35 protein-coding genes are annotated in these 23,483 nt (G+C 68.8%); 2 read left to right on the top strand and 33 right to left on the bottom strand.

Going from position 1 to position 23,483, the window contains the following annotated elements:
• Positions 1-52: 52 nt before the first annotated feature.
• From ACWGH0_RS19980 to ACWGH0_RS19965, 4 genes are all read right to left on the bottom strand, one after another.
• The gene (locus ACWGH0_RS19980) at positions 53-445 is read right to left on the bottom strand and encodes a hypothetical protein (RefSeq protein WP_453405498.1); all 393 of its coding nucleotides are present in this window, start codon (positions 443-445) and stop codon (positions 53-55) included.
• Between the two features lie 91 nt (positions 446-536).
• Positions 537-1,139, bottom strand: coding sequence for a phage tail tube protein (locus ACWGH0_RS19975; RefSeq protein WP_453405497.1), 603 nt, complete (start codon positions 1,137-1,139; stop codon positions 537-539).
• A 53-nt stretch (positions 1,140-1,192) separates the two neighbouring features.
• Positions 1,193-1,591, bottom strand: coding sequence for a phage tail termination protein (locus ACWGH0_RS19970; protein WP_453405496.1), 399 nt, complete (start codon positions 1,589-1,591; stop codon positions 1,193-1,195).
• The gene (locus ACWGH0_RS19965) at positions 1,591-1,860 is read right to left on the bottom strand and encodes an HK97 gp10 family phage protein (protein WP_453405495.1); all 270 of its coding nucleotides are present in this window, start codon (positions 1,858-1,860) and stop codon (positions 1,591-1,593) included. Before ACWGH0_RS19965 ends, ACWGH0_RS19970 begins: the two co-directional genes overlap by 1 nt.
• Before the next feature lie 7 nt (positions 1,861-1,867).
• Between ACWGH0_RS19965 and ACWGH0_RS19960 the strand changes: the two genes are divergently transcribed.
• Entirely contained in the window at positions 1,868-2,275 is a 408-nt protein-coding gene (locus ACWGH0_RS19960; RefSeq protein ID WP_453405494.1) for a DUF4429 domain-containing protein, read from the top strand.
• Positions 2,276-2,627: 352 nt separating this feature from the next.
• Here ACWGH0_RS19960 and ACWGH0_RS19955 read toward each other — a convergent pair whose 3' ends face one another.
• The 17 genes from ACWGH0_RS19955 to ACWGH0_RS19875 all read right to left on the bottom strand — a co-directional run bounded on the left by ACWGH0_RS19955 (position 2,628) and on the right by ACWGH0_RS19875 (position 15,395).
• Positions 2,628-3,044, bottom strand: coding sequence for a hypothetical protein (locus ACWGH0_RS19955; RefSeq protein WP_453405493.1), 417 nt, complete (start codon positions 3,042-3,044; stop codon positions 2,628-2,630).
• 10 nt (positions 3,045-3,054) lie between these two features.
• Positions 3,055-3,978 carry a glycosyltransferase family 4 protein gene (locus ACWGH0_RS19950; RefSeq protein ID WP_453405492.1) on the bottom strand — a complete coding sequence of 308 codons (924 nt, stop codon included), beginning with the start codon at positions 3,976-3,978 and terminating at the stop codon, positions 3,055-3,057.
• A gap of 107 nt (positions 3,979-4,085) precedes the next feature.
• Complete coding sequence (locus tag ACWGH0_RS19945; protein ID WP_453405491.1) at positions 4,086-5,042, bottom strand: phage major capsid protein; 957 nt, start codon at positions 5,040-5,042, stop codon at positions 4,086-4,088.
• A 12-nt stretch (positions 5,043-5,054) separates the two neighbouring features.
• Complete coding sequence (locus tag ACWGH0_RS19940; protein ID WP_453405490.1) at positions 5,055-5,645, bottom strand: phage scaffolding protein; 591 nt, start codon at positions 5,643-5,645, stop codon at positions 5,055-5,057.
• Between the two features lie 55 nt (positions 5,646-5,700).
• Positions 5,701-6,471, bottom strand: coding sequence for a VG15 protein (locus ACWGH0_RS19935; protein ID WP_453405489.1), 771 nt, complete (start codon positions 6,469-6,471; stop codon positions 5,701-5,703).
• Positions 6,452-7,879, bottom strand: coding sequence for a phage portal protein (locus ACWGH0_RS19930; RefSeq protein WP_453405488.1), 1,428 nt, complete (start codon positions 7,877-7,879; stop codon positions 6,452-6,454). Before ACWGH0_RS19930 ends, ACWGH0_RS19935 begins: the two co-directional genes overlap by 20 nt.
• Entirely contained in the window at positions 7,876-9,477 is a 1,602-nt protein-coding gene (locus tag ACWGH0_RS19925; protein ID WP_453405487.1) for a terminase, read from the bottom strand. Before ACWGH0_RS19925 ends, ACWGH0_RS19930 begins: the two co-directional genes overlap by 4 nt.
• A gap of 166 nt (positions 9,478-9,643) precedes the next feature.
• Positions 9,644-10,003 (bottom strand): hypothetical protein, encoded by a 360-nt coding sequence (locus ACWGH0_RS19920; RefSeq protein WP_453405486.1) that lies wholly within the window; start codon positions 10,001-10,003, stop codon positions 9,644-9,646.
• Between the two features lie 136 nt (positions 10,004-10,139).
• Positions 10,140-10,352, bottom strand: a complete 213-nt coding sequence (locus tag ACWGH0_RS19915; protein WP_453405523.1) for an HNH endonuclease — start codon at positions 10,350-10,352, stop codon at positions 10,140-10,142.
• A gap of 853 nt (positions 10,353-11,205) precedes the next feature.
• On the bottom strand, positions 11,206-11,391 hold the full coding sequence (locus tag ACWGH0_RS19910; RefSeq protein WP_453405485.1) for a hypothetical protein: 186 nt from the start codon (positions 11,389-11,391) through the stop codon (positions 11,206-11,208).
• A 295-nt stretch (positions 11,392-11,686) separates the two neighbouring features.
• Positions 11,687-12,553, bottom strand: coding sequence for an NAD-dependent epimerase/dehydratase family protein (locus ACWGH0_RS19905; protein ID WP_453405484.1), 867 nt, complete (start codon positions 12,551-12,553; stop codon positions 11,687-11,689).
• Entirely contained in the window at positions 12,553-12,867 is a 315-nt protein-coding gene (locus ACWGH0_RS19900; protein WP_453405483.1) for a hypothetical protein, read from the bottom strand. Before ACWGH0_RS19900 ends, ACWGH0_RS19905 begins: the two co-directional genes overlap by 1 nt.
• Positions 12,867-13,568, bottom strand: a complete 702-nt coding sequence (locus ACWGH0_RS19895; RefSeq protein WP_453405482.1) for a hypothetical protein — start codon at positions 13,566-13,568, stop codon at positions 12,867-12,869. Before ACWGH0_RS19895 ends, ACWGH0_RS19900 begins: the two co-directional genes overlap by 1 nt.
• Positions 13,569-13,579: 11 nt before the next feature.
• Positions 13,580-13,867 (bottom strand): hypothetical protein, encoded by a 288-nt coding sequence (locus tag ACWGH0_RS19890; protein WP_453405481.1) that lies wholly within the window; start codon positions 13,865-13,867, stop codon positions 13,580-13,582.
• 9 nt (positions 13,868-13,876) lie between these two features.
• A complete protein-coding gene (locus ACWGH0_RS19885; RefSeq protein ID WP_453405480.1) occupies positions 13,877-14,755 on the bottom strand; it encodes a hypothetical protein in 879 nt (292 codons plus the stop codon).
• A 7-nt stretch (positions 14,756-14,762) separates the two neighbouring features.
• Complete coding sequence (locus ACWGH0_RS19880) at positions 14,763-15,143, bottom strand: phage tail fiber protein (RefSeq protein ID WP_453405479.1); 381 nt, start codon at positions 15,141-15,143, stop codon at positions 14,763-14,765.
• Positions 15,144-15,167: 24 nt separating this feature from the next.
• Positions 15,168-15,395: a helix-turn-helix domain-containing protein gene (locus ACWGH0_RS19875; RefSeq protein WP_453405478.1), complete on the bottom strand. Its 228-nt coding sequence runs from the start codon at positions 15,393-15,395 to the stop codon at positions 15,168-15,170.
• A 176-nt stretch (positions 15,396-15,571) separates the two neighbouring features.
• Between ACWGH0_RS19875 and ACWGH0_RS19870 the strand changes: the two genes are divergently transcribed.
• Entirely contained in the window at positions 15,572-15,760 is a 189-nt protein-coding gene (locus ACWGH0_RS19870) for a hypothetical protein (RefSeq protein WP_453405477.1), read from the top strand.
• Here ACWGH0_RS19870 and ACWGH0_RS19865 read toward each other — a convergent pair whose 3' ends face one another.
• The 12 genes from ACWGH0_RS19865 to ACWGH0_RS19810 all read right to left on the bottom strand — a co-directional run bounded on the left by ACWGH0_RS19865 (position 15,761) and on the right by ACWGH0_RS19810 (position 23,390).
• Complete coding sequence (locus ACWGH0_RS19865; RefSeq protein WP_453405476.1) at positions 15,761-16,204, bottom strand: hypothetical protein; 444 nt, start codon at positions 16,202-16,204, stop codon at positions 15,761-15,763.
• 8 nt (positions 16,205-16,212) lie between these two features.
• Positions 16,213-18,231 (bottom strand): hypothetical protein, encoded by a 2,019-nt coding sequence (locus ACWGH0_RS19860; protein ID WP_453405475.1) that lies wholly within the window; start codon positions 18,229-18,231, stop codon positions 16,213-16,215.
• Between the two features lie 77 nt (positions 18,232-18,308).
• A complete protein-coding gene (locus ACWGH0_RS19855) occupies positions 18,309-19,145 on the bottom strand; it encodes a hypothetical protein (RefSeq protein ID WP_453405474.1) in 837 nt (278 codons plus the stop codon).
• Between the two features lie 2 nt (positions 19,146-19,147).
• A complete protein-coding gene (locus ACWGH0_RS19850) occupies positions 19,148-19,615 on the bottom strand; it encodes a hypothetical protein (RefSeq protein ID WP_453405473.1) in 468 nt (155 codons plus the stop codon).
• A gap of 131 nt (positions 19,616-19,746) precedes the next feature.
• Positions 19,747-19,980, bottom strand: a complete 234-nt coding sequence (locus ACWGH0_RS19845) for a hypothetical protein (RefSeq protein WP_453405472.1) — start codon at positions 19,978-19,980, stop codon at positions 19,747-19,749.
• A gap of 190 nt (positions 19,981-20,170) precedes the next feature.
• Positions 20,171-21,250, bottom strand: a complete 1,080-nt coding sequence (locus ACWGH0_RS19840; RefSeq protein ID WP_453405471.1) for a hypothetical protein — start codon at positions 21,248-21,250, stop codon at positions 20,171-20,173.
• 49 nt (positions 21,251-21,299) lie between these two features.
• The gene (locus ACWGH0_RS19835) at positions 21,300-21,527 is read right to left on the bottom strand and encodes a hypothetical protein (RefSeq protein WP_453405470.1); all 228 of its coding nucleotides are present in this window, start codon (positions 21,525-21,527) and stop codon (positions 21,300-21,302) included.
• Between the two features lie 42 nt (positions 21,528-21,569).
• Positions 21,570-21,875 (bottom strand): hypothetical protein, encoded by a 306-nt coding sequence (locus ACWGH0_RS19830; RefSeq protein ID WP_453405469.1) that lies wholly within the window; start codon positions 21,873-21,875, stop codon positions 21,570-21,572.
• An 88-nt stretch (positions 21,876-21,963) separates the two neighbouring features.
• On the bottom strand, positions 21,964-22,116 hold the full coding sequence (locus ACWGH0_RS19825; RefSeq protein ID WP_453405468.1) for a hypothetical protein: 153 nt from the start codon (positions 22,114-22,116) through the stop codon (positions 21,964-21,966).
• Positions 22,113-22,265, bottom strand: a complete 153-nt coding sequence (locus ACWGH0_RS19820) for a hypothetical protein (RefSeq protein ID WP_453405467.1) — start codon at positions 22,263-22,265, stop codon at positions 22,113-22,115. The genes ACWGH0_RS19825 and ACWGH0_RS19820 overlap by 4 nt, the downstream gene beginning before the upstream one ends.
• On the bottom strand, positions 22,265-22,492 hold the full coding sequence (locus ACWGH0_RS19815; RefSeq protein ID WP_453405466.1) for a helix-turn-helix domain-containing protein: 228 nt from the start codon (positions 22,490-22,492) through the stop codon (positions 22,265-22,267). Before ACWGH0_RS19815 ends, ACWGH0_RS19820 begins: the two co-directional genes overlap by 1 nt.
• A 145-nt stretch (positions 22,493-22,637) precedes the next feature.
• A complete protein-coding gene (locus ACWGH0_RS19810; protein ID WP_453405465.1) occupies positions 22,638-23,390 on the bottom strand; it encodes a GntR family transcriptional regulator in 753 nt (250 codons plus the stop codon).
• Between the last annotated feature and the right edge of the window lie 93 nt (positions 23,391-23,483).

The following is a 23,483-nucleotide window of genomic DNA, read 5'->3' as shown; positions in this document are numbered from 1 at the left end:
CCGCGGTGCACGTCGAGGAGGTCGCGCTGGTAGTAGCGCCAGAGGTCGGCCTCTACCGCCTCCGCGTGCTCCTCGACGACGCCTTGGGTCCACCGGACTTTCCCAGGCTCTCTCCAGCCGCCTCGCTGGCGTCCTCCATGAACGCGTTGATCTCCTCGTTGGTGGGGTCGATCTCGAGGTAGAGCTCGTAGCTGTCGGGGCTGAGGACGTCCTCCATGAAGCCGTCCATGTCGCCAAGCCGCAGCTTGCGCATCGACGACTGGCGCCAGGCGCCGGACGGGACGATCTCGACCTCCGAGCCGCACAGCGTGGCGGGCACGTAGTGGCCGGCGGCCTCGATCTCCTGCGCCTCAGCCGGCCCCACCTTCTCGGCGGGCGCGGCCGGCCGCGCAGGGCGGGCCTTCGGGGTGGTGCGAGTGGTGCTCACAGATCGGTTCGCGGCCATGGGCGCGGGCCTCCTTCATTACGGCGCGGGCAGGGATGGTGAAGGGTGGGCGGGTCGGGCCCGCGCCAGCAGAAAGACCCGCCCACCCAGCTCAGGACAGCGGGTCAGCAGGCGTGACCGGCAGCTTGTCGACGTGGTAGACCGTGTTGCCCGCCGCGTCCGGGTAGGTCGTGATCGTCCACTCGAAGGCGGAGATCTCGTCCTGCTTGTACGTGACGTCGGAGCGCTCGCTGATCTCGCCCTGAGGGACGTAGAAGCCGCGGGCGCTTTCGCCGTCGAGGACGATGAACCAGAAGGCGCGGCGGTCCGGGGTCGGCGACGCGGTCTCGGCGAACGAGGTGATGCCGCCACCGTCGGGCACCAGGTCGGCCTCGTCGAGCCGGTAGTGCAGGCTCATGACCGGCACGCGAGAGGTCTCCCACATCGTCGCCTGGAACGTCCGCACGGACTTGGTGATCTGGGTGCGGAACGGACTGGTGAGGCCCCACGGGGTGAACTCCTGCGAGTCCTCGTCCCAGCCATTGACGAGGCCGTCGTCCGAGATCGCGCCGAGCGCCGCCCACGGGTCCGTCGGCTGTGTCAGCGGTGAAGCCAGCGCGGGTGTGCCGACCGGGGCGACCCAGCCGCCACCGTTGGCGCCGACCATCGTGAGATCGCTGGCGCGGGTGATGTTGACCATGATGTCTCCAGACATGGAAGAGCCCGCGCACGGGCGGGTGTTGAGGGGTCCGGCGCGGGCCCGACCGGTCAGTCGACCGGGTGACTGTGGATCTCGTAGGTGCCGCCCACCCTGCGGAGGGCGGTGTTCTCGTAGGGGCGGACGGCGGGGCGGGAGATCGTGCCAGTGCGGCCGATCACAGCGGTGGCCGAAGTCGAGCCGCGGAGCTCGGTAAGGACGAAGGCGTGGACCACCTGAGCCAGCGCGATCGCCTCAGCGCGGGTGGCCGCGTACACGTCGATGTCGACCAGAGCCCGGTCGAGCCGGAAGCCGTCATCGTCACCGCCCACCACGTTGATCTGAATGGTGGGGAGCTCCTCGAGGAGGTTGTTGTCGACCTCGTCCCTGACCGCGACGCCGGCGCCGACCTTCGCCTGCACCGCGCCGATCAGGAGAAGCTCAACGTCGACGGATCCGACAGCCGCCATTAGCCGCCCCCCGCCCTAGCCGCACGCAGCAGCACGTGGTGAGCGGGGACGCGCTCGGTGCCGTACTCCACCCAGCGGGCGTAGTACGCCGTGTTGGTGACCGTGGCCGTCGCCCTGTCCTTGCGGTGGCCCCCGCGGGCTGTGGTCGTCACCACGAACGATGCCTTGTAGCGACCGGGATGCGGATCGCTCGGGCCGCCTACCGGCGCAATGGCTTGGGCTGCGGTCTCGATCCGCTCGGCCCGGTGCAGCATGTCCGCTTGGATCATCCGGGACTTGAGCAGTCGCCTGACACCCCTTTTGGACATCTTGAACTTCGCGGGCATCATGGACCCCTTTCAACTCAAGGGGGACGGCATGGACGTCAAGGGCGTACAGGGCAGCGTCAGCTTCGACGGCGAATGGATCACCATCACGAAGAAGGAAGTCGGGCAGCAGGCACGCGAGTTCCGTATCCGGGCCGCCGACGTCACCGGAACCAGGCTCAAGCCAGCCACCTGGGCATTCCACGGCTACGTGCAGTTCGTACTGCCAGGCAGTGCACCCGCCGACGAATCGAAGAGTCTCCTCGCTGGCGGCCGGCCGCCCCAGTCCGACCCGCACAGCCTGTCCATCCCCCGCCGCAGCAACGACGCCGCCCAGAAACTGATGGCCGCTGTCGAGCAGGCCCGACCTAGCCGGTAACGCGGTCCGCGGCGAACTGCACCGGACCCCGCAGCCCAGTGAAGGGACTCCGCCCCCAGTTGCCCGGCTCGCCTGTCACCTCGCACACCTGTGAGCGGATCCGGAACTGGTCCGTTGTCCGCACGCTCGTGCCGGGCGGCGCGTACACGGTGTACCCGATGATGACCGTGTCCCGCTCCTGCTGCTGGGACCCGCCCACCGAGGGCGTCTCCGCGCGCGGCGCCACTACGCACCCGGCGATGGGAGTCTCCGTCAGTGGGCCTGGGAGGGGCTGCCCTCGTGGGTCCCGGCCGGGCGAAGGGCCGCGGCGCAGGCGCACCACGGTCTCCCCATACGGGTACGGGGCGGGCACTCAGACCCACCCCCAGCCGGGCTCGTACTCCAGGCCCGGCCCGAAGCTGTCGTCCATCGGCCAGGTCGGCGACGGGTCGGCCGTCGTCGGCGTCGGGTCCACCGTGAAGGCGCCGCCGCGGCCGGCCAGCGACTTGAGGGCCGCCTTGTCCGCCTTCGTCAAGTACAGGCCGCCCGAGCCGCTGGGGCGCTGCACCGACATGGGGCCGATCGTCTCGTAGGAAACCTGCTGCGGATTCACGTAGGCCCGACCAGCCACCGACAGCACGACCGCATCGGCCTCGTCAGGCAGCGGCTTGACGACCGAAAGGCATAGAGAAACAGCCTTCGCGATCAGGAAGTCGGCGCGGGCGCCGTCAATCTCCTCCAGGCCAAGGGTCAGGCCGAGCTCCTCGGCCGTCGGAGCCACGAAGACCATCGGTGCCTCCTTACGCCAGGGCTTCCACCGCATCGCACCAGGCGGCCAGGTCGTCCGCCGGGTCCATCTCTGCACTGCGGGCCTTCGCCCGTTTCGCCGCCAGCCGATATTCGGCCGGCGCGGCGAGCTTCCGCAGGATCGCTTCGTAGCCGTCGACGTCCCTGCGGTCCACGAAGATGCCCGCCTCGCCCAGCGACTCGCACAGGCCGGGCGTCGGGTGGGCAACCACGGGGATGCCCGAGGCGAGCGCCTCGACGCCGACCCGGCCCCACGACTCGTAGGAGGACGGCATCAGCAGGACTCGAGTGCGGGCATAGACCCGCTCTCTCATCTGCGTCCCGTCGATGTGCTCGACGATCTCGACGTTCGGCAGGTCGGGTAGCACCTGCTCGCCGTAGGCGCCGCGCACCGCCATGAATTCGGTGTCCGGCATCCGGCGGGCCAGGGCCTCCAGGACTCGGCCGCCCTTCTCCGGGTTGCAGTTGACCAGCGTGATCTTCTTGCCGGGCTTCGTCGTGTACTCCTCGGCGAAGACCGGGGGGCGCACGATCAGCTCGGCCGCCGGACGGACGGACTTCGGGTACTCGGCGAGGAAGAGTTCTGCCTCAGCTCGCATCCACTGCGAGTTGAAGACGCCCAGGGCGGTCCCGCCGGCGGCCATGTCACGGAAGGTGGGCCGGTGTGTGTTGTGGCAGATCACCACCACCGGCTTGCTGTATCCGCGGGCCAGAGCCGCTGTACTGGGGACGCACTCCAGATGGGAGACGAGCACGTCGGCCTTGCGGACCGCTGCGGCAAAGTCGAGGCGGGCCTCCAGCGGCACGACCTGGATGCCCCGGTACTCATACGGCTCGTGAGCCTTGCCGTACCGGGACAGCCAGACGGCGACGTCGTGGCCGCGGTCCACCAGGGGCCGCAGCATGCTGACGAGCATGTGCTCAGCCCCCGCGTTGTGCTCCGGGGGCATGGCATGGACCCGGGCCACGATTTGCAGCGGCTTGGCCGCCCCGCCCGGCGCGGAAGCCGGGACAGCCCTAGCCATCAGGTCCCCGAGGGGGTGCCGGTGTACTTCACGAAGGCTTCCGGGTCACCCAGGACGAAGCCGTAGTACGCCTCCGCCAGCAGGAGCACCAGGTTCTCCTGGAACGCGCTGTGCACGCCGCCGTCCTCGTCGATGTACGTCGCCTCACGGCTGATCTTGACGGTGATGTCCATGCCCACGCCGTAGGCCGTCTGCGACCAGTCGCCGCCGATCGCCCGCAGGCCCGTGTCCGTCGAGGTGGCCTGACGCCGCACCTTTCCCGACACGCTGCGCGAGTAGGCGATCGGCTCGCCGACCAGTGAGCCGGCCAGCGCCGCACCCGTGCCCGGCATCGTCGTGTCGACGAGGATCGGGCGACCCGTGGTGTCAGTGGCGCCCAGCAGCTTGGGCTTCAGGCGGTAGTCGGCGACGGTACCGGTGTAGTCCCAGTCATCGTCGATGATCTCTTCCATGCCATCGACGATGTCCTTCCAGATACCGCCGGTGGCCTGCGACGCCGTACCCAGCGCGACGGCCTTGGACGTCATCGCCAGATAGTCGGCGAACGGGCCGGTGGCGCCCTTCATCGTCTTGCCGTGGATCGTGGCCCGGTCGAATGCCCGGGAGAACGCGGTCGGCAGGTCCGCCTGAAGCTGGGTCCACAGTCCGCCCGCATTGGACTGGGCGACCTCCATGGACACCGGGATGAGGACGGCGATCTTCTTGCCGCTCATCTGCTTGACCTCGACGCCGCCCGTGCCCAGCGGCTTACGGCCCGCCTGGTCGACCCAGTCGGCCGTCGGCACGTCGAGCGGAACCGGCACGGCGGTGTTCGCCGACATCGCCAGCGGCACACGGCGCGCAAGGCTCATGACCGCGGACTGCTCCACGGACTTCTCGAAGATCGGGCCCACCAGGGTGGCGGGCAGGAAAGTCGGATCGACGTCCGACAGCTTGAGTGGCGCCGTGGCAACCATGATCTACCTCTCTCAGCGGCCCTGAAGGGCCCGGTTCATGAACCCGGCGAATTCCTGCGCCGGGTCGGAAGGGGTTCGATTGCCGTTGCCCGAGGAGCCCTGCGAACGGTCCGGAGCCGGACGGCGGGGGCCGTTGTCGGCAGGCTTGGCAAGATGCGGCTTGCGCTTCAGAAGCTCGGTGAGGGCGCCGTTGATGCCGTCCGAGTCGATCTCGCCCTGGTCATCGACGAACGAATCGAGGTCCAGGAAGGCGTGGGCGTCGTCCGGATCCGCGAAGCCGGCCGAAGCCAAGGCTCGGACCTCGGACCGCACGGCACGGGCCTGCACCGACTTGATGCGGGACTCGGCCTGCGACAGCTGCTCAGCAAGCCGCTCCTGCTCCGACTTCTGCGCGTCCTCAAGCTCCTTCGCCTTGCGGGCCAGGGGCTCAAGCTCCTTCGCGGAAGTGCGGTACTTCGCCGCCTCCTTGCGCAGCTTCTCGATCTCCTTGCGCGCGGCCTCCGGGTCGGCCCACGGATCCGTCTTGCCCTGCTCCGCCTCCGGGGCGGTTTCGGACTGCGTCGGCTCCTGCTCGACCTGCTCGGTCTCCTCGTTTTCGGGCATGATGAAACGGCCCTCCAGGGGCTGAGAAAGGTCACCTCCAGGGCGACCGTGGGGATTACAGAACGGGCATGTGCCCGTGGTCGGCGAGAGCCTGGCGGAACCGCCTCAGCTGATCGCCCGAGTGAGGCGCCGCGAACTCGCGGTACAGCCGCTCCCACTCACGTGCGTGATCGGACAGCTCAAAACGCTGCCCCTTGAAGACGGGCACCGCGCCGCAGTGGCAGCTGTCATGGGCCTGAAAACCGGCCGTCTCCTGCTTGTAGACCATGCCCCGGATGGCGAGGGCTTTGCAGAAATGACAGGCGCCCAGAGCGGCGGTACGAGCCCAGCCGACAGCGTGCCGGTCCTGGCGCACCGCCTCCTGGACGGTGCCGCGGCCTTGGTCGGTCACGAGCTTCTGGGCGACCGCCCTTGCCTTCTTCTCCGCCTGAGCCAGCCGGGTGTCCAGGGGCTCGCGCTGGGCGTCGGTAGTCGCAGGATCATCGGGATCCCGCTCCCAGATGTCCTTCGTCGCCCAGCGCAGGCTGCTCTGCACCTGCTCATCGGGCGGCGGATCCAACAGCGGCACCGTGAACCGGCCGGTCACCCGGGCCGCCACCCGTTCCGCCTCGTAGTAGTCCGCCGCGAGCGACGCCGAGGCCGTCCCGTACTGGTCAACCAGCGCACGCACCGCCTCGATCCAGTCCGGGACCGTTACCTGGAGCCGCGACGGAATGATGAGCCGCCGCAGCCCTCGCATGTCCCGCACCAACATCCGCGTCAAGCCGCGTTGGGCCCGACGGTTGCGGTCTGCCGAAGCGCCGCCGTCAGAGACCCTCGTCGCCATCCGGCTCCTCCGGGTCCACGTCCGGGTCCGGCTCATCCTCACTCCCGGCCTGCGCCAGACGCTCCAGAACCTGCCTGCCCTGCGCCCTGCGACGCTCAGCGGCGACCCGCTGGCGCTGATCCTCAGTGAGGCCAGCCATCTCCAGAGCCACGTCAGACTCCGGCGGCAGCAGGCCCGCTTGGACCATCTTCACCGCGGCGTCCGTCTGGGCCGCCAGCGTCGGTGTCGCCGGATTGCGCCACTTCGCCTCGATGCGGCGCGCCTTGTCCGGCGGCTCACCATCCCGCACCCACAGCGCCAGCCGCATCGCGTCCCGGTGAGTAGCCCCGAACCTCCTGATGCGGCGTTCCGCCTTCTTGACCAGCATCCCCTCGGAACTGCGGATCGCATCTGCGGAAGCGGGATTGTCGCTGGTGTACCCCAGCATGTGCGGCGGCAGACCAAGCTGAGTCGCCATGATCCGGGCATACAGGTCGAGGATCTTCGTCTGCCCCGACGGGTCGTGAGCCGTGAACTGGCCCACCGTCGGCACCTGGCCGTCCTCGTCCCGCTCCAGCGCCAGCACACGGCCGATGTACGTCTCCCACGCCGACTTCGTATTGCCCTCGGCATCCTGAAAGGCGCTCTCGGAAGCACCAAGGATGTACCGCTGCGGGGCCCCGAAGAACTCCGCCGCGACCTCCATGCCCATCAACCTGCGGCACGCAGCATCCGTGATCGACATGACCTCGGGCGTGATCTCCGACTTGCCGACCCGGTCAGCTGTGCGCTGACGGTTCGCCATACGCAGCACCGGCACAACGCCGAGGTTGTGCTGGTCACGGTCGTAAACCGTCCAGCCACCGCCCTCCGCCTCCGCCGCATGGATCGTCTCGAACGGCGTGTACAGCGTAATGACGCGCACGCCGTCCTCGACCGAATCCCGCAGCGCCGCAGTCGCCACCCTCGACCGCGCGTCCCAGAACAGCGTCATGTCCATCGGCGACTCGAACGTCACCAACGGCGGGGCGTCCACGGCGTCCCCGGAACCTACGGTCACGTACTCACGGCCATAGGTCAGAGCGTCCAGGTGCGCCAGCGATGACTCGTCGAACCAGTCGTTGGCCTCGGCGATCTCGTCCAGCTCTGTGGCACTGCGGCCGTCAGTCCACCGGAACGCTTCCAGGTCCAGCCGCTGCTCCAGCGCCTCGACACCGATTCGCGGCCAGCCGATGACCGTGTGCAGGCCCTTCAGCTGCGGCGGGATGCTGATGCCCAGGTCCCGGACCAGCTGCTCACCGTTGAAGTACGAGTCCAGCAGGTCGAGCTTGAAGCGGTGTTCCAGCAGGTCCGTGCGCAGAGCCGTAACCAGCGCCAGCTCGTCATCAGATAGCGACAGCAGCGGGAGGTCGGGAATCGTGGCAGTCATCGCAACACCACCACCCTTCCCTTGCCGCGAGCCTTGGGTAGCTTGCCGTAGAGCTTGCTGTTCAACAGCCGTCGGCGCATCATCCGCGCCCCGACCATGCAAACCGCCAGGTCGATCTTCCGTGCGCTTTCACGGTGCTCCTTGCCGATCGTGATGCCCCAGGCATTCGTTCGTCGGCGAGCATTCGCCACGTGCGACCGCATCACCTTGTGGCCGTCGTGCGACAAGCGGCGCTCGAGGATGTCCTCATAGGTGCGGGCGACAGAGTCCGTGAATTCCTCCTGGTGGCGCCGGTCGCCCATATCCCAGCGGACAGGGTGTTGCTTAGGACCGGCAGTCACCGCATGGAGGATCAACTTCGCCCCGAAGGACTGACCCCACTTGTCAAGGTAGGGATCCCAGTACCGCTCGCCGTCGTCGTCCTGCCCTGAGCCCGGGTCACAGAAGAAGGCCAGCGTCTTGTACTGCGCGAAGGCCCGCTCAACAACACCGTCGACGTCCTCCCTCGGCACCTGCCACGGCAAGCTCTTCTCCAAGCCTGCCGGGCGCTGCCACACGCCCATCGTGGCTACGAACCCGTCAGACATTCGGCAGGCGGCCAAGGCCGTCGCGTCATCGGACTTCGAGCCATCGAAGAACAAGACGATCTCATCGTTGTCCATCAGGGCGGCCTCGTCAGCCTTGCAGGCGTCCCACTCGTAGGGAGCCACCCAAGCGTCCTCGGCTGCGACGATCATGTTGTACCAAAAGCGTCGCGATCGGCTCGGAGGGTTGCGACTGTCGGCAATCGACTGCACGATCCGGTCGACGTTCAACCAGGTCGCATCGCCACGGATCGACCGAATGACTGCTGGGGCGTCCTCGACAGTCAGCGGGGCTCGAGCCGGCGCCTCGAGCGAGTCATACAGAAGCCCCGAGGCCAGCACGCGGCCAGCGTCCACCGCCTCCCATGCGTCCCTGTCCCGCTCGGCCACCGAGTCCTGGCCAGGTTCGTAGGCGTTGGTGATCCGCAGAGTCCGCGCCGCACCGTCAGCCGACTTGGTGGCGTTGCGCTCAATGACGTCCGCCATGTCATGGCCGGAGTTCGACGAGTCCCAGTGGTGGGTCTCGTTGAGAAGGACGAACGTCGCTCGTGCCCCCTCCAGCGTTGACGGCGACGAAGTCACTGCCTGAATCAGGCGCGAGTCCCCCAGGGCATTGACGGTCTCCTTGCCGATCTGAATTCGGTAATGTTCCTTGGCCTCAGCCGTGAACAACGAAGGGAAGAGCCGCATCGTGTTCTTCGTCTGCTCGAGGCTGACGGCCGCCGTCTGAACCCAAGCCTCGGGACTGTCGGTAGCAATCGGCGATCCGTCGGGAGCCCATTCTGCGAAGCGTGACGGGCCGAGAGCTTCGACGGCACACAGGCAGGCGCCGGCCGGGTCCTTTCCCCAGCCCTTCAGGCGCTGCAGGACCCCGTCCCGATACGCAAACGTTCCGTTCTCGTTGAGGGCGAACCACCACAGATAGAAGCGAGCTTGCTCGTCGGTGAAGCGCCACGGGATGCCACGTGAGTGCTGAAGCCAGACGCCGCACCAGCCCAGGACTTCCCAGCCCAAGGTGGCCTCCGGTAGCAGCCAGGAACCATCAGGGTTCCTTTGCCACGTCGGACCGAGGAGCTTCGGCTCCCACTCGAGTTCGAGCCGTGGTGCCACGCCAGAAAGGCGCTCTCGGTACCAGGCAATGACCTCGCCGTGCCTGTCGTCCGTGCGCTCGACCGACCGCCTACGCGCCACGGCCCCAGCGAGTCATGGCCGCCTGTCGTGCCGAGGCGGACGCATTGCCCTTCGCGGGCGCCTCCTCGTCCGGCAGCTTCAGCCAGCCCAGCAAGCGGGCCAGTACGCCGCGGTGTTGCCGCAGCTCTTGCACGAGCGGGGAAGCCACCGGCTGCCCCATGCTGCCCGTCACGATCAAGTCCGCGTGCTGCAGTTCGCCCTCCAGCCGCTCGATTAGATCGATCTCCCGGCAGGCATCTTCCAGCACTCTCAGCTCGTCGATCCGCAGGTCATAGCCCTCGGCGATCTCGGTCCAGACCACCAGGGCCTTGTCGCCGAGACCCGCAGGGGGATCATGCTTGGCTGTCATGGCGACCCTCCTGGGGTCTCGACCGGCCCACCAGGGGCCGAAAAAACACAGGTCAGGCGCACGCTCAAGGTGGGGTGCTACACGGCCCCGATCCCTGAAGATCACCCGGGAGGGGTATCCCCCCGGGTGATCATGGTTAGGGCAGAATCACCTTCGGGTCCAGATCCATGACGTTCACGATCTTGTCCCCCTTGCTGCTGTTGCAGCCCAGGTGCGCGCTCTGGACGTTGATCATGCTGTGTGATCCGCCGCGGACGAGCGGAACGATGTGGTCGACCGATGCGCTCATCGGGTCTGGCCATGCGACCTCAGGGTCGATGGGTAGCAGGCAGAGCTGGCATGTCCACATGTCCCTGGCATGCACGTCCAGAGGGGCGAACACCTCGGCTGTGCGTGCCTGCTCCATGCGCATGCGCCTGCGTGCATCACCCGCTGCCGCCACGTCTGGGTAGCGCTCGCGCCAATGGCCTTGCTGCTCACGCCGGCGCTGCTCGTACTCTCGCTGCTGCTTTAGGTACCGCCGATGAGGCCACTGCCCAGTGGCTTGCTTGATGGCACGGCTGCGGTCGCGCTGTACGTCCGCGTAGTAGCGACGCTTGCACCGCTCCTCGCCACACTGGACTCGTCGCGGGTGTGTCATCTGATTACCGCAGTAGGGGCAAGCGCGCGCATTGGCCTGTTGAGCCTCTCGTGTGCGCTGCCGTGATACTGCGAGCTCTTGGTCGTAGCGACCATCCTGGCGCGAGCGCTCGTACTTCAGCGCGGCACGACAGGCGGCAGAGCAGTAGGTGGGGACTGGCCCGCTGCGACCCACTTCCTTCTGGTCCCCGCAGCGGGCGCAGTTGATGAAGGTGGGGCGTATAGCTTGGGCCACGTCGATCTGCTTTCATCAGGTCGGCCACGCCCCGGGAGTGTTGACGCACTCGCCGGGGTCTATCGCCCATTGTCCCATCTACCGCCGACAGATGAGGTGTTCAGCGCTGGCGTCCCGCATTGGCTCGTGCTCCAGGCCATGCGCCGGTTCGGGCCTTGTGCATGCGTGCGCAGTAGCCCTTGGCTCGTGGTCCTAGGTACTTACTCAGTTGCCTGTTGCACCTGGTCCAGTCGCCTGGTGTACCCCACCTGATGCGTGCTGCGCCGGCACCTTGTCCCCAGTACCGCCTGAGTGTGGAGGCGTTGCCTCGCTGCTTGGCCATGGCGCATCACTCCTCGGCCTCGTCGATGCGGGTGATGATCGCGTCCGCGTGAGCGGGGATCATGAGGCAGGGCCCTTGCGGGTCGCTGAGGACTACCCATTCACCGTGCATGGTGACCTTGAGTTCAGGGTTCTCAACGAGGATGTCCTCGCTCTGCTTCCCCTTGGGGTAACTGATCAGGTAGCGGGGCACGCCTACTCCTTCAGCCCGGGGTGCTTCTCGGCAGGGCGTGTACGTCCGGGCCTGGGGTTCGCTCGCTGGGCCGCGTTCCCTTCAGCGCTGGACTTCTGATCGTGGCACGGGCCGCATACGCCTTGAAGCCCGGCCTCGCTGTGGTCATCGACCTTGGCCACTATGTGGTCGCAGAACGCGGATGGCCTTACGCCGCAGATCTTGCAGATCGGGTCGCGTGCCAGGATCCGGGCCCGGATCTTCGACCACCCTGACGGCAGCCGCTTCTTGCGGTCCGAGCTTTGCCATCCGCCGCTCATGCCGAGAGCGCCCGCCGTATGCCCTCCTCGAGGGTGACGGTGGGCTGGTAGACGTCGAGCATCCGCTTGGGGTCGCACACTCTGTGGTGCACGCCTTGCGGTGCGGTCGGCAGATGCTTGATGGCGGGGCTGTAACCGGCGGCCTGGGTGACGTAGCCGGCCAGCTCGTCGAAGCTCACGGCCCTGCCCCAGCCGAGGTTGATCGGCCCCGTCACCCCTTGGTCCACGGCAGCGAGGGTGGCGCCAACAAGGTCGTCGATGTGGATCCAGTCCCTCGTCGACCTGCCATCGCCCCAGACCTCAAACGGGTCCTCCCGGCGCCGCGCCCTGCGGATGAATGCAGGGAAGGGGTACGCCTCATCCTGGTCGCTGCCGTAGCCGGAGAACGGCCGCAGGACCGTCATGCGGGTGCCCTCGGCCTCGGCGTACCGGCACAGCTGCTCACCAGTGAGCTTGGCCAGCCCATACGTGGCGTCGGGCCGGCCGGGCTGCTCGTAGTCGATGTCGTCCTCGACGAGCCGGTGGATCTCGCCCGGCCGCTGGAGAGCGACCGGGTAGGCAGCCGACGAGCTGAAGTACACGGCCCTTGGCGTCCCAGTCCTGGCCAGCCACCGCATGTACCAGGCGTCCAGCGCCAGGTTCGTGGCGACGCCGAGCGGGCTGCCGTCGATGCTGGCCCGGCCGCCGACGATCGCCGCACAGTGGATGGCCAAGTCGTAGGGGGCGCTGTCGAAGCGGAAGAGATCCAATGCGTCGCGGCCGTCGACCAGGTCGACAGCGGTGACGTCGTCGCCTCGGACGTCCAGGGCGGCGTGCAGGTGGCGGCCTACGAAGCCGGCCGAGCCGGTGAGGAGGACGCGCATCAGACCTCCTGTACTGCCTCGGCTGCCTTGACGGGCTGCTCGGCGGGAAACTCGCAGACCTTGTCGTTGTACTTCCACAGCGCACCCGGCATACCGCAGTCCGGAACCACGGGATGTCGGTCGTCGTACATCCACCGGCGTTGGATCAGTTCCATGTGCTGGTCGCAGGTGAAACTGTTGTCGAGATAGCCGTCCCACATGACGTGCCAGGTCGCGGGCCTTGAGCAGTAGTCGTCTTCGCGGCCTGTCTTCGAGTAGGCACAGGACTGCTGACCGACGGGGCGCGGACCACGCTTCGGCACGAACGGGTCCATCACGCCTCCTCGACGAGCGTCCGCAGCTTGTCCAGGTCGGCTTCGAGTCCGCCGCCGTCCCGGTACTCGTAGTACGCGGCCGAGTCAGCGGTGACCATCTCGGAGCTGTTGACCTCTTCGTAGCCCGCGTCGTTGGGCGCCTTGCCGTTGGCGGGGTGGAGGTGCTCGATGACCATGTCGGGCAGGTAGGTGATGCGCTTCATGCCCTTGCCCCAGTCGACCCAGACGAGGTCGACGCAGAGGTGGACCATGACCGGGGGCGCCATGTAGCCGAGGGTGGCGACGATGTCGGAGGTCATGGCAACTGCGGTGGCCATCTTCTCGCCCTGGAGCAGGTCGTTGCCGTAGACGATGCCGGGGCCGCCTGAGAGGCACTCGCGGATGCGGGCGTCCCAGCCGACCGAGCGGGGCCGGTGGTCGTCGCCCATGAACGCCAGGAAGCGGTAGCTCTTCGCCGCCTTGACCGCCTGCTGGTTCAGCGTGCCGACGAGGCGCCGCCGCTTGCCGTAGGTGAAGCGCACGCGCTGGTCGCTCTTGAGCTTCGCGGCCTGCGCCTTGTAGCCCTTCAGCTCCGGATCGTCGGTGTCCACGGCGAACAACAGGTCCGCGGTGGCCCCGGTGTCGTCCCACGCCTGCACGATGGCGGGGATGCTGTCGGGCCGGCCGCGGGTGGGGATGATGACGAGCAGGTCGTCGGCCATGGCGCGGGCTCCTAGGTGATGTGGAATCTGGCTGAGACGACGACCGGCTTCTCCGGGGCGGCGGTGATCTCCGTCCAGGTCCGGTACACGCCCGGCGTCGGGGTGACCGCGCCGCCGGGGCCGACGAGGAGGACCGCGTAGTGGACGCCGTCGGTGGTGGTCCAGGTCGCCGTGTGCCAGTCGTCAGCGTCGGGGCGGACGCCGTCGGCGAGGAGCGCGACCCGGACTGGATAGTCGCTGGGGTCGCCGCTCCCGGCACTGATCGGGGTCATCAGTTCTTCGAGGCTGGACCGGTCCACGTCGCCCCCTCAGGTTCGTGGCGTCCCTGCGGACCATCGGGTGCGCGGGGTACCTGCGGTGAGCCTGTCGAGCTGACTGCCAGCCGTGCGGGCGGTGAGCGTCGCCGTGGCGGTGAGCGTGGCCGAGGCTCGTGCGGTTCGACGTCCTGCCGCAGCGAGGGTGCCGTTAACCGTGAGGCTGGCCCCGGCGGGCCGGACCGCTGTACCGGTGGGCGCGAGAGCCGTATCGGCGGCCAGGGTGGCGCTCGACACCGCGGTGCGGATGCCAGCAACCGTGAGGCCGCCGGTCGCACTGAGGCTCGCGGACGCGTCGTGGGTCGTGATGGGCGGCACGTTGACGTTGTCGACCTCGACGAAGTCGGCTGTGCCGGCGTCCCGGTGGCCCTCGACGAGGAAGGCAAGCCCGGTCTCGGCAGCCCATGCGGGCGTCGTGGCGGTGCGCCGGTTCGTCCAGGTGATGCCGTCCGCGCTGGTGTCCCAGTACAGGGATCCGGCGGTCTCGCGGAAGCGCAGCCAGGCGTGGTCGGTGGCGCTGAAGGTGAGGAAGACCGCGCCGGGATCGGAGTAGCCCTCGCGCACGTACAGACCGACGGCGGACTGGGCGGGGTCGACGATGAAGCCGGCGTCGGTGCCGCCCGTGGCGGACAGAACGAGCACCGAGGCAGCAGCCGTAGCGGCGCCGCTGGGAGTTGGGGCGATGAGCTGGAGCGAAATCCCGTTGCTGGTCAGCGTGTACTCGAAGCCTGACTTGAGCCCCGAGTAGCCGGTGTCGCACGGGATGCGGGCCCGGCCCGCGGTCTCGTCCACGGGCCCGTAGCTGGCGGACCAGATAGCCGCGTTGAGTACGCCGTCGTTGAAGTCGTCCTGGAGCGCGTTGAAGCCGGGCACGGCTCACCTAGCCCAGGGTCAGATCGAGTTCGCCCGAGGCGATCCTGAGCTCATCGCCGGCCTGCAGCGTCTTGCTCGCGGAGAGAGCGCCGTGCCACCAGCGGACCGGCGTCCCCGCGGAGTCATAGATCTCGACGCCGACGACGGTGGCGACCGGCATGCCGGTCCAGACGAGGTCGCCGGTGTTCGAGGTGGCCCCGCCGGATGCTGCCGCGAGGGTCACGTTCTGCCGGGCGTAGGAGCCGCCGGTCACCTCGGTACCCGCGGCGCTGTCGCTGCCGGTGGCTGTCACGAGGGCGACCTTGAGCTGCCCGGACGGGGCGGTAGTGGAATTGCCGCAGAGCCAGTCGAGAGCCCTGTTCTCGGCCACGTCGGTCAGGCTGGCCACGTCGGGCTCCTTCCGGTGGAGGGGTCAGGCGGCGCGCGCACCACTGGGCAGGGGCGGCGTGTCACCGGGCTCGATGAGTTCCTTGGTGTATTCCTCGCGCACGGCTTGGGGGATCTCGTGCACGTTGTAGCGGACGTTTTTGCCGCTGCCGTATCGGGTGATGCGTCCTTCGCTGGCCCAACGCCAGATCGTTCCGACGGGTCGGCCGGCCCAGTAGGCGGCATCGGCCGCGGTGGCGAGCGCTGGAGGCATTCGGTCACCTCCGGAACGACGAAGGGCCACCCGAAGGGGTGGCCCGAGCTACACGTGATGCAGATTGATCACAGGATGCTTCGGTCCTGGTAGGAAGTCAAGTCCTTCCATAATCAACCGGTATTGAGAATGCCGTTTTCCGTGTCGTCGAATGCGGCGTGGTCGAGACTTCCCCTATGGGGGTTAGCTACATGGTCCGCGGCCGGACCCGTGAGCAGTGCCAGGCGGCGTTGGACGAGCTGTGCCGGCTGCTGGGTGCGGAGCCGACGATGCGGCCGACGGATGCGGTGGGGCCGGGCTGGGTGGCGCGGGCGGTCACGCCAGCGGCCCCGGACCGCGAAGTCCGGGGCCGCGTCGAGGCGTAGTCACAGCTGGTTGGTCGTCCGGCTCCAAAGGCTGGCCTTGCTCGTGATGTTCTGCGTGGTGTTCCGCACGGGCCCGTTGAAGTGCTGGTGGGTCTCAGCCGGCGCGGCCTGCCCGGCGGCCTTGAGGAGCCGGCTGAGGGCGAGGATCGGGACGGCGACCGCGGCGGGCGCGGCGCAGATCCAGGCGATCACGGTTGCGTCAGCGAGCCCAGAGGTCAGCATGACGAGACTGACGCCTCCGCCGAGGAGCAGCGACCCGGCCCCTACGGACAGCATGAGGGCGCTGGCGTCGGTGGCCTTCTGACTCATGGGCGGCCGGCCGGGCTGGGGCACGGGCGGGGCGGTGCCGACGACGGGGGGCTTGGTGTCGTCCCTGAAGGTGGTCGGGCCGTGGTAGATCGCGTCGACGTCGGCGACGAGCTGGGGATCGGGCTGGACGGTCATGAGGGCTCCTAGGCGGCTTGGTCGAGCTCGGCGGTCTCTGCGGGGCTGTCGGCGTGGTCGGGGTGGGCCCAGATGCCGCGGTCGACGTCGACGGCCTGGCCGGTCTTCTTGAGTCGGCTGAGGGCGTTCTTGACGGCGCTCACGGTGAGCCGGGTCTCTTGGGCGATGACGTTGCGGCCCACGGGGCGGCCTCGCTGGAGGAGGAAGGCGTGGACGATGTCGTCGGTGCCGGCCGGGGCTTCGTTGGCGATGGCTGCGGCGGCCTGGGCGATGGGGTCGGTGGACGGGGCGAGGCGGGCGGGGTCCGTGCCGCCGGCTTGGAAGGCGTCGTCGGGCAGTTGGGGGGTCTCGCCACGGAGGCGGGCCGCGAGGCGGTCGAGGCGCTCGGTGTACGCCTTGCCGGTGCAGGCCGCGGCGGACGCCTCGACGGTGGGCGTGGTTCCCGTGGTGGCCCAGTGGGCGGGGTCGCGGTCGAAGAAGGCGCGCATCATCGCCTGCCGGTTGTCAGGTCCCTTGATGTAGCCGAGGCCGGCGGTCGTCGTCTTGTTCGGCCAGTACATGGGCAGTTGCGAGGGGTTGATGTCCCAGCCGGGCAGACCGATGGAGTCGGTGAGCGCGGACGCGGTGCGGAACATGACGGTGTTGCCGCTCTGGGCCTGCTCCCGGATGTCGGTGCTCTCGGGGGCGCTGCCGTACATGTTGGACTTGGGGCCCTGGAAGACGAACCGGATCTTGATGCCGCACTTGCGGGCCATCTGGATGAGCTCCAGGGCCAGCTCGGGCGCTCCGGGCAGGTTGAGGACGCGGTGGGCTTCGTCGATGGTGACGGAGATCAGCGGGTCGGGGTCGCCGACGACGAAGTGGTCACGGCCCCGGAGCTTGCGCCCCTTGTCGTCGATGAATTCCATCATCGAGTAGCGGGCGCTCCGCTCGTACATGACCTTGCGGACCTCGTAGAGCATGGCGAGGCCGCCCTGGGCCGTGTCCTCGTACCAGTCGACGGCCTCGCGCCAGCGGGGCAGAGACTGGCCGCCCTGGGGATCGCAGACCCAGGACACGATCCCGTTGTGGCGCTCGGTGCCGAGCAGCATGTCGAGGAAGCGACTCTTACCGCCGTCGGTCGCGCCGTAGATGACGCTGTGGACAGGTCCGGAGGGCTTCCAGAAGGCGTAGTGGACCGGCTCCCCGTCGTAGAAGATCCCCACCTGCGCCTGGCCGGTCTTCGTGTTCAGGATCTGGGGGCCGGGGAAGTCGAGGACGTCCTGCAGAGGGTTGCGGTCGAAGACGGCGATGATCGCCCGGCGGGCGGACTTCCCCGTCGCCTTCTCGATCTGCAGCATTTCCTCGGGGATGTCGAGGTCGCCGGCAATGTCGTTGGCCGCGGACACGGCGCGCCGCCAGTTGCCCTTGCGGAGGACGATGGTGCCGGTCCAGCCGTAGTCGGTGGTGACGACGCCGACGAGGCGGGAGCCGGGCAGTGACCCGTCCGAACCTGCGACTTCGTCCTGCCACAGCTTCATCTGTTCGACGAGGTCGGGCACGGGGGCGGCGGTCTTCTTGCCGCGGCGCCACCAGTAGATGCCGTGCCCTATCCCCCAGGCGGCGGTGAGGGCCGGGTAGGGGCTGTCGCCGGGCTGGAGGCCGCCGGTTGCGGCCATGGCGGTGACGAGGCCGCCGCCGGTGGTCACGGCGGATGCGGCGGCGATGAAGTCTGCACGGGGCGGGAGGCGCTTGCGGAGGCGCTTCTTGCCGATGCGGGCGTCCCAGCGGCCCCAGGCGACGGTGGTGATGGCTCCAGCCGCGGTGGCGGCGAGCGCGGTCTTCCATCCGTCGGCGGGCACGGCGAGGACGCTTCCGGCTACAGCCTGGGCGGCGGTGGCGTAGAGGGGGGCCATGGTGCGGCGGGTGCGGTAGGCGACACGCATCGCGCGGCGGGCGGCCTTGCTGCTGGGCTTCTTACTGGGACGGCCGCCCTTGCTGTCGCCGGTCTTGGTGACCTTCTCGACGTCGGTGATGGTCTGGGGCATGGCGGTCGCGTCTCCTCTGGGTGCTGAAGGGGGTTGAGCGGGGGCGGCCCCGGCGGGGGGCCGGGGCCGCGGTTGGGTTACGCGTCGACGGTGTACGCCTGCTTGGCGGCCATGCGCCCACCCTGGGCGGAGATGGCTTCCTGGATGCCGGCGTGCCGGGTGTGGATGTTCTTGGAGGACTGGGCGGCGATGGCGGCGTTGTCGACGGCGGCCTTCTGCAGGCTCTGGGCTGCGGCGAGGGCGGCGGCGTACTGGTCGCGCAGGGCGGCCAGTTCGTCGAGGGTGCCGCCGTCGTCGCCGAACTCCAGGGCGGTCGCCTGCTCGATGGCGGCTTCGATGGCGGCGAGCTGCTCGGCTGCACGCTGGGCGATGGCGCCGGCCTCTTCGGCGGTGACGCCGGCTTCGGAGGCGAAGCGGGCGACGGCGCTCTTGAGCGTGTCGACGCCGGTGATCTCGGGGATGGTCGCGAGGGACATGGGGTCTCCTGTGGTCGTGTCGGGCTGGGTGGGGTCGTTCTTGACGAGGACGAGCGAGGGGGCCTTCGGGGCGGTGGGCGCCGGCGCCGGCTCGGCGGGCTTCACCGGGGCCGGGGTGGTGGCGGGTGCGCCGTCGGGGCCGATGTCGTCGCCGACGGCGAGCTCCGGCTCGGGCTGGCGGGCGAACTTGGCGGCGGCGCGCTTGCGGGCCTTGGGCCACTCGCGCTGCCAGCCGCGCTTGAAGCCCTGAGCGAAGGTTCCAGCCGCGGTCGCACTGGTGGCTGCCCAGGCGGCGAGCTTGGCCCCGGTGCGGCGGCCCTTCTTCTTCGCGGTCTTCTTGATGCGCTTCTTATGCTTGGCCGATACCTCGTCCATGCCGTTCTCGATGGCGCGGGCGCAGGCGTAGGCGAGGGCGAAGAGCAGGATGAGTCCGAGCATCGTCAGCCGCCCATCAGCCACATGACGAGGGAGCCGACCTGGGTGGCGATGAAGCCGAGCGCGCTGGCCGCGCCTTCACCCACGTTGCCGGGGATCATCACGCACAGGACCGGGGTGACGGCGGCGAGGATCAGCGTCCGCGTCTTCACGCCGCTCATGAAGTCGCTGATCAGCCACAGCAGGGCGGCGAGGGCGAGGGCGAAGGTGATCCCGAGGCCCGTGTACTCGCCGACGAGGGAGCTGAGCATGCCGTCGAGGCGGGTGATGAGGCTGTTGAGCGTGAGACCGACCGGGGTGGACGCCAGGCCGACCGATGCGGCGAGGACGAGCGTTACCTGGATCTGCGGACTCTTGATCTTCGCGGCGAAGCGACTGATCCATGGGAGGCGGTCGGCGGCGTACATCACGCCGGCGAGTCCCAGGCAGGTTCCGCCGGTTGCGGCGGAGATCCCTGCGTCGATGATGGGCATTTTGGTGTTCCCCCTTGCGGTTACGGTGCGTTAGTGGTTTCCTCGCGTGCGCGCGGGCGCGCAGGGGCGCGTTGAGATCCTTTGGCTCGCTCCGGACGGCTTGAGCCGAGCCGTTGAGCCATTACGTGGCGTTAGGTATCGGCGATGGACTGGCGGAGCTGGTCGACGATCCGGGCGGCCTCCGTGGCGGCGGCCGGCCGCTGGGATTCGGGGAGCCGGGAGATCGTGGCCCGCAGGTGGTCCATGGCCACCGCGAGGACGGCGGCCGGGCCCTCTTGCTCTGCGGCCCGGCGGCGCTGACCCCAGTGCTCGGCGGATCGGGCTTGCCGGTCGGCCTGTCGGGGGCGTCGTGTTCGCGATGCCATGGTGTTCACCTCCTGCTGCTGGGATCGGATCGGGCGGTCCGGGTCTGCTCGCCGGGTCTGCGATGGTTCCGCTCACCGGGTCACTCACCGGGCTTGACCTGCGGTTTTGCTGGTTCGACTGCTTCCGGCAGTCTCAGCAAGGACCAGAACCTCGGCGGTGCTGGGCCTCACTGGGCGGGCCGGCTTGCCGTCAGTTGGCGGGGGCCTTGGACTCGCGGGTCTCGATCTCGCCCCATACGCGGCGGACTCGCTCCTCGCGGGCGGTGAACCCGGCGTCCCGGAATGCCTTCTGCGCCTGCCGGTAGGAGCGCGGGGGCTCCATGGCGTAGCGCAGCCAGCGCAGGACGACTTCGAGCTGCTCGTCGGACATCGTCACGCCCGGCTTGGGCAGCTCGATGCCGGCGACCTCGGCCAGCTCCTGGAGCGTGGCGGCGTCCTCGACGAAGGTCTGCTGGACCTCGTCAACGGTGTCCGTTTCGACCGGGGTCACGGGGGGTGTGGTCACGGGTCCGATTTCCGGCCTGGCCTGTGTGACCAAGGTGTGACCACTGCCTGTGACCGCAGGCCGTGACCCGACGAGCGCCAGGTCGCGCCCCATGAAGGCTCGGGCGGCCTCGCCGTGCTTGTCGTCGGCCTTCGCGAGCACCTTCTCGGCCTTCGCGCGGGCCTTCTCGATCTCGGCCTGCGCCTTCGTCAGAACCTCTGCACGGGCGGTCTGCCGAACCATCTCAGCGAGGTGCCCGGCGGTCTCGGTCGTCACGTCCGTGATCGCCCCGGACCGAAGGTGTCGGGCATCGGCCGCAGCCAGGGCTCGGGCGTTCCGGTCGGCAGCGGACTGCTCGGCGATGCGGGCAGCGGTGGCCGGGTCGGCGAGCACGTTGCCGACGAACAGGCGCAGGCCCATGAACAGAGCGGCGGCGACCGGGACGCCGGCGAACACCTCGGCATGGCCGAGGACGAACAGGGTCGCCGTCGACGTGCCGACCGCGACGACCGACAGGCCGAGCATCACGGCGATGCCGATCCGCGACCGCTGCCGGATCGCGACCTCCGACATGCGCAGGGCGCCGATCCATAGGGCGTCGTACACGAGGGCGATGGACCAGCCGGCCACGATCGCCGACTTGCCGTACAGGCCGAGCATCTGGCCCAGCTGCCCGCCGACGGTCACGGCGACCAAGACCAGGGCGGCCAGGGTGAGCAGAATTTCGACTGCGGCGAAGACGTCCAGGCGGCGGACGCCTGCCTGAACCTTGCTGGGGAAGCTCACGATTCCTCCTCGGCCCGCAGGCCATGGGGTCGGATGGCTGACGCGCCCATCAGGCGGCGGCGAGCTCGGCGAGCAGCTGGCTGCCGTGGACGCGGTCGTGGTCCTCGATGGCCTTCTTGGCGCTGCGGATGCCGACCTGGTCACCGACACCGACGGCGATCTCGTAGCGGGTGATGAGCTCCAGCTCGGCCTCGTAGGCGTCCTGGGCGGCCCGGAGGCGGGCGGCGCGCTCGGCCTCGTAGGCGTCGAGCTCGTTCGTGATCAGGCGAAGAGACATGGGGTTACTCCTTCGGGTGGTCAAGCCGGATGGGATGGGAGGTCAGGCGGTGGGGCGGGGCATGGACCGGCAGGTCTCGGCGTGGGCCTGGGCCCAGACGCGGGCCTTCTCGTTGGCCTGCTCCTCGTCGCGCTGCTCCTTGTAAGTGCCGTCGAAGTGGGCACCCGAGCCGACCCAGTGGCTGAAGTCCTCACGGGCCGGGCAGCCGGCGCAGGCGGCTGACGTCGCGAACGGCTCAGGCGGGTTCGTCACGGTCAGCCGGTGCATGAGGTCGACGGTCGCGCCGCCAAGGGCGAGGTAGCGGGCAATGACGCCCTCGGGCCAAGCGGTCTGGGTGGTTTGAGACATGGCTGTGCCTTCCGTTGGTCAGGCGGATGGGGTGGAGCGCCGCCGGGCGGGGTGCGGGGTTGGATCCGCCCGGCGGCGGTCTGGGGGGTTAGCGCTGGGCGGCCTGGGCGGCCATGCGCCGCCACTCGGCTTCCTCGGCGCCCTGGCGGGCTTCCTCTGCGCGCTGCAGGGCGGCGAGGGCCTCGGCGTCATAGGTGGTCAGCTTGGCCAGCTCGGTCAGCTCGGACGGCGACATCGTCACCAGCCCCTGACGGCGATGGCGCGGCGGCGGGCGGCCGGCTCGGCGGGGAGCGGCGGGTACTCCGGCTGCTCGATGACCAGCGGGCCGGAACCGCGCTTCACGCCAGCGGCGATCAAGCGGCGGGACGGGGCGGGGGTTTCGTTCGACATCAGGCCACCGCCTTCGCAGCCGGGGTGACGACGCGGTCGGTGAGGAAGCGGGCGACGGACTCGGCGGAGACCCGGAAACGGGGCCGGTCGCCGATGCCGATGTCGATGGCGTCGAGAACGCCGGAGTGGATCAGTTCACGGACGTACTGGGAGGTGGCGCCGATGCGGTCGGCCACCTGCCCGGTGGTGAGGAAGCCGCTCACGGGAGCGGCGGATGCGGACGTCATTGGGTGCTCCCATGCGGGTCGGCTGGGCTGACGTCACCATTGGAGCAGATTGCTTTGATGCAATCAATGGCTCTAGAGCGAATGTCGCCGTTTCCGGACAGCAGAAAGCCCCCGCCGGAATGCGGCGGGGGCCAGTCCTTGCAGGTCAGGCGCTGAAGTCGTAGCGCAGCAGGTAACGAGACGCGTCCAGAATCATTCGGTTAACCTCGACAACCCGGCCCGAAGCCTCGCTCGCGTACCGCACAACCTCGATCACGGGAGCACCGAGAGACAGGCGAAGGTCTTCCACCTCGACAGGCGTGGCCTTGCGGCAGCGGAGATCCTCCCTGAACGAGGCCGGCGCATGCCCAGCTTCAGCGAGCCGCGCATACACGCCGCCCGGACCGGTATCCAACTGCGCGATGCGGGTCCCCCGGGCCAGATCCTCGGGGATGTAGGCAGTCGAGCGCAGCACGGGGACTCCATCAAGGAGGTATCGCCGGTTGCGCTTGCAGACCAGGTCACCCTCATTGATGCCGAGGGCCGTGGCTACCTCAGGGCTCGCGCCCGGGTGCTCGATCTCAACGGCGTCCGGCGTCAGCTTGCGCCCCTCCACGTCGACGTCCCAGATGGACTTCCCGGCCCCCCACTGGTCGGCGGATAGGCGCTCAATGCCGTGGCGAACGATGGGGCGCCACTCAAGGACGGTCCACCCGGAGCCGACGCGAGAGGCCACGACTCCTTCGTCACGCAGGACACCAAGCGCTTGGCGCATCGTCCCCTGCGCGATGTCGTATGCCTCGGCGAGCTTCCGCTCGGGAGGCAGCTTGCGGTCTGCGAACTCTCCGCTGTCAATGCGCCGCCGCAGGTCGTCGGCGATCTCCTTGTACTTCAGCGGCTCGCCGGGCTTGCGTGGCACATGACCTCCTCTGATGACGGATCCATCTAGAGCAACGCTACCCGCTGTAGTGCAGTGGCCGGGAGTCTGGGCCGCACGGGTTGCGCCGAGCGA

The organism is Streptomyces sp. NPDC054887 (assembly GCF_053610585.1).
This window is presented reverse-complemented; position numbering and strand designations above follow the sequence as displayed.

What these genes read in the sequence shown, in the direction of transcription:
- ACWGH0_RS19980 (WP_453405498.1), bottom strand. Translation starts at nt 445, where the DNA reads ATGGCCGCGAACCGATCTGTGAGCACCACTCGCACCACCCCGAAGGCC.
- ACWGH0_RS19975 (WP_453405497.1), bottom strand. Translation starts at nt 1,139, where the DNA reads ATGTCTGGAGACATCATGGTCAACATCACCCGCGCCAGCGATCTCACG.
- ACWGH0_RS19970 (WP_453405496.1), bottom strand. Translation starts at nt 1,591, where the DNA reads ATGGCGGCTGTCGGATCCGTCGACGTTGAGCTTCTCCTGATCGGCGCG.
- ACWGH0_RS19965 (WP_453405495.1), bottom strand. Translation starts at nt 1,860, where the DNA reads ATGATCCAAGCGGACATGCTGCACCGGGCCGAGCGGATCGAGACCGCA.
- ACWGH0_RS19955 (WP_453405493.1), bottom strand. Translation starts at nt 3,044, where the DNA reads ATGGTCTTCGTGGCTCCGACGGCCGAGGAGCTCGGCCTGACCCTTGGC.
- ACWGH0_RS19950 (WP_453405492.1), bottom strand. Translation starts at nt 3,978, where the DNA reads ATGCTCGTCAGCATGCTGCGGCCCCTGGTGGACCGCGGCCACGACGTC.
- ACWGH0_RS19945 (WP_453405491.1), bottom strand. Translation starts at nt 5,042, where the DNA reads ATGGTTGCCACGGCGCCACTCAAGCTGTCGGACGTCGATCCGACTTTC.
- ACWGH0_RS19940 (WP_453405490.1), bottom strand. Translation starts at nt 5,645, where the DNA reads ATGCCCGAAAACGAGGAGACCGAGCAGGTCGAGCAGGAGCCGACGCAG.
- ACWGH0_RS19935 (WP_453405489.1), bottom strand. Translation starts at nt 6,471, where the DNA reads ATGGCGACGAGGGTCTCTGACGGCGGCGCTTCGGCAGACCGCAACCGT.
- ACWGH0_RS19930 (WP_453405488.1), bottom strand. Translation starts at nt 7,879, where the DNA reads ATGACTGCCACGATTCCCGACCTCCCGCTGCTGTCGCTATCTGATGAC.
- ACWGH0_RS19920 (WP_453405486.1), bottom strand. Translation starts at nt 10,003, where the DNA reads ATGACAGCCAAGCATGATCCCCCTGCGGGTCTCGGCGACAAGGCCCTG.
- ACWGH0_RS19915 (WP_453405523.1), bottom strand. Translation starts at nt 10,352, where the DNA reads ATGTGGACATGCCAGCTCTGCCTGCTACCCATCGACCCTGAGGTCGCA.
- ACWGH0_RS19905 (WP_453405484.1), bottom strand. Translation starts at nt 12,553, where the DNA reads ATGCGCGTCCTCCTCACCGGCTCGGCCGGCTTCGTAGGCCGCCACCTG.
- ACWGH0_RS19900 (WP_453405483.1), bottom strand. Translation starts at nt 12,867, where the DNA reads ATGGACCCGTTCGTGCCGAAGCGTGGTCCGCGCCCCGTCGGTCAGCAG.
- ACWGH0_RS19895 (WP_453405482.1), bottom strand. Translation starts at nt 13,568, where the DNA reads ATGGCCGACGACCTGCTCGTCATCATCCCCACCCGCGGCCGGCCCGAC.
- ACWGH0_RS19875 (WP_453405478.1), bottom strand. Translation starts at nt 15,395, where the DNA reads ATGCCTCCAGCGCTCGCCACCGCGGCCGATGCCGCCTACTGGGCCGGC.
- ACWGH0_RS19870 (WP_453405477.1), top strand. Translation starts at nt 15,572, where the DNA reads ATGGGGGTTAGCTACATGGTCCGCGGCCGGACCCGTGAGCAGTGCCAG.
- ACWGH0_RS19865 (WP_453405476.1), bottom strand. Translation starts at nt 16,204, where the DNA reads ATGACCGTCCAGCCCGATCCCCAGCTCGTCGCCGACGTCGACGCGATC.
- ACWGH0_RS19860 (WP_453405475.1), bottom strand. Translation starts at nt 18,231, where the DNA reads ATGCCCCAGACCATCACCGACGTCGAGAAGGTCACCAAGACCGGCGAC.
- ACWGH0_RS19855 (WP_453405474.1), bottom strand. Translation starts at nt 19,145, where the DNA reads ATGCTCGGACTCATCCTGCTCTTCGCCCTCGCCTACGCCTGCGCCCGC.
- ACWGH0_RS19850 (WP_453405473.1), bottom strand. Translation starts at nt 19,615, where the DNA reads ATGCCCATCATCGACGCAGGGATCTCCGCCGCAACCGGCGGAACCTGC.
- ACWGH0_RS19845 (WP_453405472.1), bottom strand. Translation starts at nt 19,980, where the DNA reads ATGGCATCGCGAACACGACGCCCCCGACAGGCCGACCGGCAAGCCCGA.
- ACWGH0_RS19835 (WP_453405470.1), bottom strand. Translation starts at nt 21,527, where the DNA reads ATGTCTCTTCGCCTGATCACGAACGAGCTCGACGCCTACGAGGCCGAG.
- ACWGH0_RS19830 (WP_453405469.1), bottom strand. Translation starts at nt 21,875, where the DNA reads ATGTCTCAAACCACCCAGACCGCTTGGCCCGAGGGCGTCATTGCCCGC.
- ACWGH0_RS19820 (WP_453405467.1), bottom strand. Translation starts at nt 22,265, where the DNA reads ATGTCGAACGAAACCCCCGCCCCGTCCCGCCGCTTGATCGCCGCTGGC.
- ACWGH0_RS19815 (WP_453405466.1), bottom strand. Translation starts at nt 22,492, where the DNA reads ATGACGTCCGCATCCGCCGCTCCCGTGAGCGGCTTCCTCACCACCGGG.